We start from the raw sequence: 12,439 nt of genomic DNA on the forward strand, positions 1-12,439 counted from the left end.
ATTTGTGCATTATTCATAATCATAATATATTTGAAAAAATATTAAAATCTACGTTACGACAACAAAAATATTCTAAACTTTGCTATGTTTTCCTATAACGTAATTATTAAAATATATTATAGGAATAAATATTTCCTGATGATAGATAATATACTAAATTGAAACTTGTTTATTACTACCTATACACTTTTAATAAAGTGAAGAAAATAGATTTTATATTAGATAAATATATCATTAACTATAAACCTATCGATGAAAATTCAAATAAGTTTAATTATGTTATTGTTTTAATGTAAAGATTTAAGTCTAAAACCTAGATTTGATCTTTGTGATAGATCTACTCGTTGTTAGCCACTTAAAAATTTATAAATCAAATTTAAATTTTCATAAAACTTTCATCATTGTCGCTTAATCTCTAGTCAATCATCATAATTTGGCGTGGTAAGCGATATGTTACAGTTCACTACAAACTCACAAAATGGCTCAATGCCACATATTCGTGTAGAAAATATTCAAAAAAGATTTAATCAGTTTATTGCTCTAGATGGTGTTTCTTTAGATATTCAACAAGGCGAGTTAGTTTGCCTATTAGGGCCTTCTGGATGTGGCAAAACCACATTATTACGCTGTATTGCCGGATTAGAAACGCAAGATCACGGTAATATCTTTAATTACGATAACAACATCTCACACCTTCCACCACAAGCCCGTGATTATGGGATCTTATTTCAGTCATATGCATTATTTCCTAACCTGACGGTACAGCAGAATATTGCTTATGGTTTAGCTGGTCAGCCTCGTAATGTGATTAAAAATCGCGTTAATGAAATGCTTGAGCTCGTTGGTTTACAAGACCGAAAGAAAAAATACCCAGGAGAATTATCTGGCGGTCAACAACAGCGTGTGGCGCTCGCTCGTGCTTTGGCACCAGCCCCTTCTTTACTCTTACTGGATGAGCCGATGTCGGCATTAGATGCACAAGTGCGAGAACATTTGTGTGTTGAACTACGTAATTTACAGCAAAGCTTAAATATTACTACATTAATGGTCACTCATAATCAAGATGAAGCCATGCTGATGGCCGATAGGATAGCCGTTATGAATAACGGTAAGGTTGAACAGTATGGCAGTAGTGAAGAGATTTACAACCATCCACAAACGCCATTTGTTGCGGAGTTTGTAGGAAAAGGCAACTGGTTACCTTTCAATAGAAATCAGCATGGTGAGGCGATGATTGGCTCACGAGAAGTCCAATTAAAACATGCTGCGATAGCTCATAACCAAGGGCGTCTCTTTTGTCGACCTGAATCAATTGAAATTAATCCGATACAAAACAAACATAATCAATACGACGCCAATGTACAAAATGTGGTGTTTTTGGGGAGTCGTTGCATTATGAAGTTTGAATTAGACCATTTGCCGGGGCATTTATTACAAGCAGAGGTATCTGCTGCTGAGCTACATCGTATTCAAAACGGTAAAGTAAAAGTGACCTTACCAGCTAACGAACTACACATATTTGCGTAAGGTGGCTAGATAATGTCAGTGATAGTACCTACCAAATCTATTAATCGTTTAGATAGTTTTTTTGTTGCTGGTGGTAAGCTATTTATTATTTGCTTACTTACACTTGGCGTTTTATTGCCTTTATTAGCCATTTTCTGGCGTGGTTTTAGTCCTGATATATCACAAGGCGGTGGTTTTCAGGCTGCTATAAACTTGTTCACTAGTGCTCATTTTCTGTGGTTAGTTGGTAATAGTATTAGCGTTTCGCTAAGTGTTGCTGTTATTACGGTGCCACTGGCTTACCTGTTTGCTTATGCTTTACATCGCACCTTGATCCCCTTCAAATCATGGTGGCGTGGAATATCACTATTACCCTTACTTGCTCCCTCTATGCTACCAGGCATTGCATTGGTCTATCTATTTGGTAATCAAGGGCTATTACGTAGCTTACTTCCAGATAGTATTTATGGTTATTGGGGGTTAGTGTTTGGCGAGGTGATCTACACTTTTCCCCATGCACTTATGATCTTACTCTCCGCGTTATCTATGTCTGATGCTCGTTTATTTGATGCTGCATCTAGCTTGGGCGCTTCTTCTTGGCGCACTTTTCGTAGTGTCACTTGGTCATCGAGCAGACACGGGATCTTCGCAGCACTGTGTTTGGTATTTACGTTAACTATTACTGACTTTGGTATTCCGGTTGTAGTCGGAGGAGATTATCAAGTACTGGCGTTAGAAGCCTATAAAGCAGTACTTGGTCAGCAACAATTTGGTCGCGGTGCCTTAATTGGTATGTTGTTATTATTGCCTGCATTGTTGACCTTCAGTGTCGATGTTTGGTTACGTAAACGCCAACGTGATGCAATGAGTTCGCGCGCTCAACTCTATTTACCAAAAGCTAATTTTCAGCGTGACACGCTTTATCTAATATTTGTGATGCTGATCTGTGCACTATTTTTACTGGTATTTGGTACGGCGGTTTACTCCTCGTTTATTCAGTTCTGGCCTTATAACTTATCGTTTTCGTTACGTCACTATAACTTTGAAGGATTACCCGGTGGTTGGTTAGCTTATACCAACAGTATTATTTTGGCATTTTTCACCGCGACTATCGGCAGTTTGCTGATCTTTATGGGGGCTTACTTAATAGAAAAAACCGCTTCCCACTCTTGGCTTAACAATTTGCTACGTATGCTAAGTTTTGTACCGATGGCCGTTCCCGGGTTAGTGTTGGGATTAGGGTATGTATTTTTCTTTAATTTGCCAAATAATCCACTTAACTTTTTATACGGCAGTATGACGTTATTAGTGTTGTGCTCCATTGCACACTTTTTCACTACCGCCTATATGACGGCAAATACTGCACTGCGCCAGTTAGATAAAGAATTTGAGGCGGCTTCATTATCATTAAAAGCACCTTTATATCGTCACTTTTGGCGGATCACCATTCCTCTTTGCTTACCTGCATTATTAGATATTTATCGTTATCTATTTGTTTCTGCTATGACAACCGTTTCCGCAGCGATCTTCCTTTATAGTCCAGACACTATTTTAGCCGCGGTTGCGGTATTGAATATGGATGATGCAGGCAATATTGGTGGTGCGGCGGCTATGTCGACATTGATTTTAACCACCTCGGCAGGGGTATCGATATTGTTATCTATTGCTTCCAAAGGTGTTATTCGGCGTACACAAGCATGGCATCAGCGTGAAGCTAAGCCATAAATTTAAAGATCCAATACTCTCACATAGCAATACTAGGAAAATCGCATGATGTTAAAAAAACTGATACTTGCCACCAGCTTATTATTCTCTGCGGGGACGGTCTTTGCGGCGACTGAAATTACGGTATACACCGCAATAGAAAGTGAACAATTACAAGCTTATAAACAAGCATTTGAGGCTAAATATCCTGATATAAAAATAAAATGGGTAAGAGATTCAACTGGTATTATTACCGCTAAATTATTAGCAGAAAAAGATCGTCCTCAAGCTGATATTGTGTGGGGATTAGCCGCATCAAGTTTAGCGATATTAAAAGCGCAAAATATGCTTGAGCCTTATGCTCCGGCGCAATTAGATAATATTGATGTGAAATTTCGTGATAGCAATAATCCACCAACTTGGGTTGGTATGGATGTATGGGCGGCAACCATTTGCTACAACACCATAGAAGCAAAAAAATTAGGGTTATCTAAACCTGCTTCTTGGCAAGATCTTACTAAGCCAGAGTACAAGGGCAAAATCGTGATGCCAAATCCGGCATCATCGGGAACTGGATTTTTAGATGTCAGTGCTTGGTTACAATTATTTGGTGAACAAGATGGATGGGCATATATGGATAAGTTGCATCAGAATATTGGTCAATATGTTCATTCTGGCTCTAAGCCCTGCAAAATGGCCGCATCGGGTGAATACCCGATAGGCATATCCTTTGAATATCCGGCGATCCAATTGAAACGACAAGGGGCACCACTGGAAATCATATTACCGCAAGAAGGATTAGGTTGGGATATTGAAGCAACAGCCATCATCAAAGGCACTAATAAGCTAGATGCAGCACAAAAATTGGCTGATTTCTCCACCACAGAGGAAGCCATGAAACTTTACAGTGCTAATTTTGCCGTATTAGCCAATACCAATGTGCCAGTAAGCCAAACAGAATTACCTAGCGATTATGCCCAACGTTTAATAAAAAATGATTTTATTTGGGCCGCTGAAAAACGCGACACCATTTTAAACGAATGGCGTAAGCGCTATGACGGAAAGAGTGCAAAATAATTATTTTTACTTCATTCATTAATGGATAGGGCGCGGTGCGCTCTATCTTGTTTAGGGTGTCATATGAAATTTGATATTGCTATTATTGGTGCGGGTATTATTGGTTTATCTCATGCGTATGCTGCGGCTCAGCGAGGTTTACGAGTTGCTATTTTTGAGCGTAGTTACACGCCTGTGGGAGCTTCTGTACGTAATTTCGGCCACGGATTAATTTTGGGTCAAGCGCCGGGTAAAATGCTAGATTTAGCGAAAAATAGCCGTGAGATTTGGGCAAATATGGCCAAACAAGCTAAGTTTTTAGCTCGTCAAAAAGGGACTTACCTCTTAGCGCGTACGCAGTCTGAACAAGCTGTTCTTGAAGCCTTTGTCGATGGTCGAGCTAAAACCTATGGCTATGATTGTGAATTACTTTCTAAACCACAATTAGCGACGGTTTATGGTGGACAATTACAACACCATCGCGCGGCGTTGCATGGCAAAGAAGATCAGGTGCTGTTTTCACGAGAAGCCATTCCACAGTTGGCGGCTTATCTAGACAGTTTAGCTAATGTGAATAGCTATTTTTCAACATTAGTACGGGATATTGATATCGATACAGGAACATTGATCACCAGCAATGGAACATTTTGTGCAGAGAAAATAGTTGTCTGCTCAGGGCACGATTACCAAACATTGCTGGCTGATGAAATAAAAAAACTTGATCCGATAGTTTGTCGCTTGCAGATGTTGCGAGTGACCCCAGAGCAAAATATGGGATTAGAGCATGCACTCATGACAGGGTTAAGTTGCACTCACTATGGGGCATTTTCTGATTTACCTGAAGCGCAGGCTTTAGCGAAAGAAATTAAAGCGCAATCACCATTACTTGAGCAGTATGGTATTCATTTATTAATTACCCCGACCCCTTATGGCGATCTTATTATTGGTGATTCACACGAATATAGCTTAGATGCACAGCCTTTTAACAGTGAAGAGGTTGATAACCTCTTGATTGAGTTAGCTGAGCACACATTAGGTTGCTCGGTCCAAGTAAAAGAGCGTTGGCAGGGGGTCTATGGGGCAAAAGGAAAAGAGCCGATTTCGATTTTAACGCCGAGTGAAAAAGTCACCGCAGTATTGATGCGCACGGGGTTAGGAATGAGTGTCGGGCCCGGTTTAGGTGAGCAAAACATCCGTCAAATTTTTGATTAGCTCCTTTTGGGAATATAAAGAGATTGTTTGATCCTAACGATCATTTTACGAATCGACGCAAAAGAGATGTTTATTATTTACACATCTCTTTTGAAATAACATATTCATTTGGTGTAACAGTAGATGACTTATAACATCTATAATAGCCTTTAGAGGTTAAATCGAGACCGATATAAATTGAAAAGAAAAAGCTAAATAATATCCATTATACAGGTTCTATTTTAACCATAACTAATTTTTACCCACTGAGAAAAATGAACTTGGAAGCTAAGAAAAGTCAGATATAAAAAGAATATTAATTAATAAAAAACAAAATATAGAAATATAAAAAATTTTGAGTGTTATTTTTATATGAAAGAAAACTTAGAAATTTTCTTATATTTGCTTTAAAAGAAAAAATTATCACAGAAGAGGTCTGTGTAAGTAAAGCTAGATTTAATGTCAATTGATTTATATTATCTATCTACTAATTACGCCCATTAATCCTTTATTGGGCGTTGGTATTAGATAATAGTTACGGCTTTTGATTATTAGCGAGTCGCTGATTAATATCTTCTATCACCGCGGGTAAATCGGCAAGGGTATCAATAATATAATGAGCACCTGCGGTACGGAGTTTATTTTCTGCAATACGCTTACGGCTTTCTATTTCTGCTTGTTCCATTGTTTGGTATTGTTCAAAGGTGGCACCAAACTCATTGCCTGAAACAGATAACCCGACAGTCCACATACCCGCATTTAGCCCTTCGGCAATACCCGTTACCGCATCATCGACTTTAACGCAGTGCGCTACAGACATCACGCCAAGTTCAATCACATTCTTTAATGCCATCCACGGGCCAGGGCGAGAGCCGGCGGCAATTTCATCGCTAGCAACCACACAATCAGGCTGATAACCATATTTAGCGGCTTCGGGTACTAATACATCCATCACGGCTTTAGGATAACCAGAGCAAGAGCCGATTTTAATCCCTTGCGCTTTAATGGTGGTGATTGCCTCAAGTGCTCCCTCTATCGGTTTAGCAAAATGTACCACTTGTGCAATTTGTAAAGGCATAAAGGTGTGATAGATATGCTGTGCATCTTCTTCACTTGGCTCGTTACCAAATTGCGCGATCCAGCGAGTGTGAATATTAGGCTGGTTAAGTAAAGTACGAATATGATCGATTTTACCCATTCCCATAGGGCCACGAGCTTCTGATAAACTTATTTTAAAGTTAAAGGCTTGAGCAAAAGCATCGACAAAAATTTGAGTGGGTGCAAAAGAGCCAAAATCTACCACGGTACCAGCCCAATCTAAAATCACTGCTTCAACTGATTTATTCATATGTTTAGACCTACTATGTGAAATCACTAAAAATGGCGAATGGGGAGAACGTAGAACATTCAACCTTAAAAAATGCGTCATTGTGATGTCAATTTTAGAGGGGATTTATGACATAGGTATGTCATAACAATAAATACGATAGTGAAAGCGGCTTAGTTCTCAAAGTCATATACGAAAAAAAGTAAATAAAACTAATATAAAAAACGATATTAAGATCATAATGTAACGAATAAAAAGAGAGTGATTGTTTTTTATTAATCAATAAACTTTATTAGATAAGATAAAATATCTTTTATTATCATGAATATTTTATATTGTATGATAATTTTATTACCGAGTTTTATCGTGTTATTCTTTTTTAAAATAAAATTGATAATAAATATTTTTATTTTAATAAGAGAGCAATTTTTCTTAATTTAGTCTGTTTGAAGGTTATTTTATTGTTATTATTGTTTTTTTGATAAGAAATAGTTTGGTTTTATTTTTGTTTTTTAGGTTTTATAAAAAAATAAATAAAATTTATTTAAAATAAGTCTCTCTAAAAATAAGATAAAACAGTAAAAAGTATTTTATCTTTAACCTCTTTTTTATTTTTTAATGATCACATTATATTTAGATTATTTTATCTATTCCTATCATGTTACTTCTAGCAGATCTTATTCTATTTAATTAATTGTTATTATGATTTTAAAAAATGGATGCAATAATATTAAATATATGTAAGGTTTAATGTGATGTTATTGATAAATAAATCCACATTTTATTTTAATGCTAATGCTTTTTATCAAGCATTTTATTGCAGTTGATAAAGGCTATCTTGATTTAAATATCTAGCTAAAAAGACAAATTATAATTACAAGAGGTAAATCAAATGCAAAACACAATTAATTCACAATACGGTGAAATGGTTGATTTTTTGAAAGAATTAGTGAACACAGAAAGTGGCTCTTATGATAAAGAAGGGGTTGATGCAGTCGCTGATCTTTTAATTCAACGTTATGAAAAACTAGGTTTTGTTGTTGAAGTATTTGAAAATGACAAACTAGGAAATAACTACCGCTTAGTTCATAAAGATGCCACTGATCCGCAAATCTTCATTGCGGCACATTTAGATACCGTCTTCCCTAAAGGAACTGTGGCAGCGCGTCCATTTAGTATCGAAGGTAGTCGTGCTTATGGCCCCGGCGTTATTGATATGAAAGCGAGCCATGTTCTGACTTATTACGCTATTAATGCACTTATACAATCAGGCAATAATGCTTATAAGAATGTTGAAATTTTTCTAAATTGTGATGAAGAAATTGGCTCAAAGACTTCTCGTGGCCTGATTGAACAGTATGCCAAGAATAAATCTTATGCCTTAGTGATGGAGCCCGCTCGTGCCAATGGAGCGATTGTTAGTGCGCGTCGAGGTGTGGGAACTTATGAACTTTTAATTGAAGGTAAAGCATCTCACTCTGGTATTGCACCAGAAGCTGGAATTAGTGCCATTCAAGAGCTTTCATACAAAATTCAGGCACTACATGCGCTTTCTCGTCACGATGAAGGGCTTTCTATTAATGTTGGTCTGATTTCTGGTGGTACATCAGTCAATACCGTTGCACCTAATGCTCGTGCTGAGATTGACGTTCGTATTTCAACCGATGAACAAGGTGTTGAAATTGATAAGCTTGTAAGAGAAGTATGCAGTAAACCTATATTAGAAGGGATTAAGCTAACACTTAATGGCGGTATCAATCGCCCTCCAATGGTTAAAACACCTGAAAGTGGTGCATTAATTGACATCATCAAAGAGCAAGCCCGTCTGCTTGATTTTGATATTGAAGATATTTCAACTGGTGGTGGTTCTGATGCTTCTTTTACCGCCGGAGTTGGCACGCCAAGTGTAGATGGCTTAGGCCCTATCGGTGGTTATCAACATAGTGATAAAGAGTATCTCGATTTACCGTCATTGACCGAAAGAACGGTGCTATTTGCCAATATTTTAAAGCGCTTGTCTCAATAAGGTGAATGTATGGATAAGAATAAAAAAATAAAATGGGCTATGCCTGATGCTTTTATTATTATTTTTGGCATCGTTATCTTAGCCGCTATTGCGACTTATTTAATCCCCGCAGGAACTTATGAACGTGAAACAGTTAATGGGCTAAATCGTGTTGTACCTGGTAGTTTTGGTTATGTTGATCAAAATCCAGCCTCATTAATGGATATTTTCTATGCCATTCCTGTGGGATTAAAGCAGTCAGCGAGTATTATTTTTCTGATCTTTATGATTGGTGGTGCGATTGCTATTTATGATAGAACACGCGCTATTGATTCAGGGATTAATGCATTAATTGTCAAAACAAAAGGTAATTACCAAGCACTGATTATTACCGTTGCATTTATATTTGGAATGCTTTCATCATTAGGATTGGCCGCAAACGCAGTTATTGCTTTTATTCCAATAGGAATAGCCCTTTCGCGTTCGATGAAATTAGATGCCATAACGGGGGTTGCTGTTGTTTACCTCGGATATTATGCAGGAAATGCTGTCGGCGTTTTAGATCCTACTATTTTAGGTACAGCACAAACGTTAGCTGAAGTACCTTTATTTTCAGGTGTAATTTTTAGAATTGTATTATTCTCAGTTCTGATTATAGTCACTATTGCTTATATTGTTTGGTATGCAAGACGTATCGCTAATAATCCAACCAAAAGCTATATGTATGGACTAGCAACTGATGATCCTGATTATGATGCCCATAAAGATCAAACAATGGACGGCAATTTCTCTTTAATGCAGAAATTGAGTCTAGTGGTTTTTATTGCATTTATTGGATTGTTTTTATACGGAGCATTTGAATATAAGTGGGGAATTGAGCACTTATCTGCCATCTTTATTATGATGAGTATTGTCGTTGCTGCGATGTTTAAAATTGCGCCTAATGACTACATTAAAACCTTTATGAAGGGTGCTCAATCCTTAGTTTATGGTGCATTAGTCGTCGGTATTGCAAGAGCCGTGATTGTTATTTTAGATGAAGGACGTGTGCTGGATTCTATTGTTCAAGCCACATTAGTTCCATTACAGCAAACTTCTCATTTTTGGGGAGCTCAGTTACTTTATTTCTTTAATTTATTATTCAATTTATTAGTAACATCAGGAACTGGACAAGCTTCTATTGTGATGCCAATCATGGTACCTATCTTAGATATCTTGGATCTAACTCGCCAAACAGGTGTTTTGATCCTTAAATTAGGTGATGGATTTACTAACATTATTACACCAACATCTGGCGTATTAATGGCTGTATTGGCAGTAGGTAAAGTGCCTTGGACTCGTTGGGTTAAATTTGTTTTTCCTATTTTAATGATTTGGGTAGTGATAGGTATGGCTGCGATTGGTATTGCAACAGCAATTAATTATGGTCCAGTCTGATTTATAAGATAATTATAAAACCACCCATTTTACGGGTGGTTTTATGTGTTTGGCTAAAGCCTTAATAAAACGCTGTCTGTAAACTGAATACAGGCAGAGGAAAATAGCACTCTCGGAGAGAAATAATACGATTAAAACAACACTACAGTCAGAACCAAACTAAATAAGAAAATGACTAGTTGTAAGACTTAAATAGAGATTGGTTACCTGATTTATCAAAGGCGATAACTTGGTAAGGCTCTTTGTAATCCCCCGCATACATACCTAAACTTCCCGCGGGCATTCCTGCTACCGCAATACCGGATTTAGATTTATTCACTAAGTCGATATTTTTTAAGCTATCAACTGGAATATGTCCGACTAAATCTTTACCTTGATAAGTCGCAAAGTGGCAACTTAATAAATTATTTGGTACACCTGCTTGTTGATATTTTTTCATTAATTGTGTTTCTGAAACAATATTCACTTTGACGTTAAAGCCAGCTTCTTTCACACCATCAGCCCATAAAGTACAGCATCCGCAACTTTCTGTTTTATAAACATCAACAACATTATGATTAGAAGCATACGCTGTACTTGTAAAAGCAGAGATTGCAATGATAGAAGGCAGTAATAATTTTTTCATTGTTCATTCCTTTCATTAAGTTGATAGACGAAACAATAATCTTTCCCCCTACGGGAAGGTCAATTTAATTAAGGTATAAACACGTAGAGTTTTGTAAAAGAATATTTATAGAAAACAAAGGTATAAAGAATACTTTGTGTATCTTTCTTTCTGTTTTTATAGAGGATATTACTGGATATAAAAAGAAAAATAAAAAGCTAATATATTGAAATATATTAGCTTTTTAAATAATCAGGATGTTTAATGTAAAGATAAATTATTTGATAATGGTAATTTGTTTTACATCGATCTCAGTACTTGTCCACTCTTTATCAACTTTACCTTCAATTCTGACGGTATTATCTGGAGTGACTGTTTGTCCGCGCCATCTTTTATTATCAATATCTACATTGATACCACCGGTGCTATCTTCAAAAACATACAACTCATCACCAATTTTTTTGGTAATTTTGCCCGTTAAGATAACCCAAGTGTCATCAGAAAGATCTTTGGCTTTTACAACTGTGGTTTCGCTAATTGAAGGGCCTTTAAATCCCCCTTGATCTGCACTTGATTGGATAGTGCCTTGAGGAGAAACAAAGCCACCATTATTATGAGAGGTTGTATTGGCTTGAGATGCAAAAGCCAACGTACTACCAATTAATAATACTAGAATTTTTTTCATAACAAACTCACTTATAGGTTAATAATTCAACTAATTAATGTATTAGATTTTATTTCACTTTCATGTATAAAACCGCATATTAAGGTAAATTTCAGTATTAATATATCAACTGATTGATATTACTCTTAAAATTATAGTTCTTTATTTTTCTTTGTGTTTTTTATTGATATAAGCATCTATCACTAAATACTTCTTTTCTCTAAGTTAAATCCACTGGTTATTTCCCATTAGGATCAGTGTAGGCTGTTATTCAAAAATATACCCTGCAAGATCATTGTTTTTAGATGTATTACCTCTTATCATCCAGCGCCTTCAAATTTTTTTTAATTTTCCCCTATTATTTTTAGAGGTTTTATGACTAACGAACGCATTGCCAATCCGGGTCCATTAGGTTTAATGGGTTTTGGTATGACAACGATTTTGTTGAATATACATAATGCTGGTTTTTTCCCAGTAGTCTCCGTCATTATGAGTATGGGAATTTTTTATGGTGGGATCGCTCAAGTTATTGCTGGTATTTTTGAGTTCAAAAAAGGCAATACTTTTGGTGCAACCGCATTTACCTCTTATGGTTTCTTTTGGGTAACATTGGTAGGAATTTGGTTATTACCCGTGATGGGCTTAAGTGAGCCAACAACACCTCTCTTTTTGGGCGTATTTTTAGCGTTATGGGGAATTTTTACCTTTTTCATGTTTATTGGCACCTTAAAAGCTAATCGAGCACTCCAATTTGTTTTTTTAAGCCTGACTATTTTATTTGCTTTGCTGGCAATCGGAAATATCACAGGTAATGCTCTAATTTTAAAAATTGCAGGTTTTGAAGGTATTATTTGTGGTACCAGTGCTTTTTATCTGGCAATGGCTGAAGTATTAAATGAGATGTATGGCAGAACAATACTGCCAATTGGTCATAAATAATCGTTT

The 12,439-nt window shown here is 36.5% G+C and carries 11 protein-coding genes; 7 read left to right on the forward strand and 4 right to left on the reverse strand.

Going from position 1 to position 12,439, the window contains the following annotated elements; all coding sequences use genetic code 11:
* The first annotated feature begins 450 nt into the window (after nt 1–450).
* The 4 genes from CUB63_RS13085 to CUB63_RS13100 all read left to right on the forward strand — a co-directional run bounded on the left by CUB63_RS13085 (nt 451) and on the right by CUB63_RS13100 (nt 5,478).
* Nucleotides 451–1,527: a putative 2-aminoethylphosphonate ABC transporter ATP-binding protein gene (locus tag CUB63_RS13085; protein ID WP_109848222.1), complete on the forward strand. Its 1,077-nt coding sequence runs from the start codon at nt 451–453 to the stop codon at nt 1,525–1,527.
* Between the two features lie 12 nt (nt 1,528–1,539).
* Entirely contained in the window at nt 1,540–3,231 is a 1,692-nt protein-coding gene (locus CUB63_RS13090; protein ID WP_006534333.1) for a putative 2-aminoethylphosphonate ABC transporter permease subunit, read from the forward strand.
* A 45-nt stretch (nt 3,232–3,276) separates the two neighbouring features.
* Nucleotides 3,277–4,287, forward strand: coding sequence for a putative 2-aminoethylphosphonate ABC transporter substrate-binding protein (locus CUB63_RS13095; RefSeq protein WP_197939064.1), 1,011 nt, complete (start codon nt 3,277–3,279; stop codon nt 4,285–4,287).
* A gap of 63 nt (nt 4,288–4,350) precedes the next feature.
* Nucleotides 4,351–5,478 (forward strand): TIGR03364 family FAD-dependent oxidoreductase, encoded by a 1,128-nt coding sequence (locus CUB63_RS13100; protein WP_109848223.1) that lies wholly within the window; start codon nt 4,351–4,353, stop codon nt 5,476–5,478.
* A 73-nt stretch (nt 5,479–5,551) separates the two neighbouring features.
* Here the strand turns inward: CUB63_RS13100 and CUB63_RS17860 are convergent, their stop codons facing one another.
* Nucleotides 5,552–5,680 (reverse strand): DUF1240 domain-containing protein, encoded by a 129-nt coding sequence (locus CUB63_RS17860; RefSeq protein WP_082147399.1) that lies wholly within the window; start codon nt 5,678–5,680, stop codon nt 5,552–5,554.
* Nucleotides 5,681–5,992: 312 nt separating this feature from the next.
* Nucleotides 5,993–6,805 (reverse strand): phosphonoacetaldehyde hydrolase, encoded by an 813-nt coding sequence (gene phnX / locus CUB63_RS13110; protein ID WP_072065223.1) that lies wholly within the window; start codon nt 6,803–6,805, stop codon nt 5,993–5,995.
* A gap of 871 nt (nt 6,806–7,676) precedes the next feature.
* On the opposite strand from phnX, the gene CUB63_RS13115 reads away from it, so the two are divergent.
* Both CUB63_RS13115 and CUB63_RS13120 read left to right on the forward strand, forming a co-directional pair.
* A complete protein-coding gene (locus CUB63_RS13115) occupies nt 7,677–8,810 on the forward strand; it encodes a M20 family metallopeptidase (protein WP_109848224.1) in 1,134 nt (377 codons plus the stop codon).
* 9 nt (nt 8,811–8,819) lie between these two features.
* On the forward strand, nt 8,820–10,226 hold the full coding sequence (locus CUB63_RS13120) for a YfcC family protein (protein ID WP_109848225.1): 1,407 nt from the start codon (nt 8,820–8,822) through the stop codon (nt 10,224–10,226).
* Between the two features lie 175 nt (nt 10,227–10,401).
* Here the strand turns inward: CUB63_RS13120 and CUB63_RS13125 are convergent, their stop codons facing one another.
* Both CUB63_RS13125 and CUB63_RS13130 read right to left on the reverse strand, forming a co-directional pair.
* Nucleotides 10,402–10,851 (reverse strand): DUF411 domain-containing protein, encoded by a 450-nt coding sequence (locus tag CUB63_RS13125; protein WP_109848226.1) that lies wholly within the window; start codon nt 10,849–10,851, stop codon nt 10,402–10,404.
* A gap of 256 nt (nt 10,852–11,107) precedes the next feature.
* The gene (locus tag CUB63_RS13130; protein WP_072065221.1) at nt 11,108–11,515 is read right to left on the reverse strand and encodes a YgiW/YdeI family stress tolerance OB fold protein; all 408 of its coding nucleotides are present in this window, start codon (nt 11,513–11,515) and stop codon (nt 11,108–11,110) included.
* Nucleotides 11,516–11,869: 354 nt separating this feature from the next.
* On the opposite strand from CUB63_RS13130, the gene satP reads away from it, so the two are divergent.
* Complete coding sequence (satP, locus tag CUB63_RS13135) at nt 11,870–12,433, forward strand: acetate uptake transporter (protein ID WP_109848227.1); 564 nt, start codon at nt 11,870–11,872, stop codon at nt 12,431–12,433.
* The last annotated feature ends 6 nt before the right edge of the window (nt 12,434–12,439 follow it).

The sequence above is a fragment of the Proteus penneri genome, from assembly GCF_003144535.1.
GTDB lineage: Bacteria > Pseudomonadota > Gammaproteobacteria > Enterobacterales > Enterobacteriaceae > Proteus > Proteus penneri.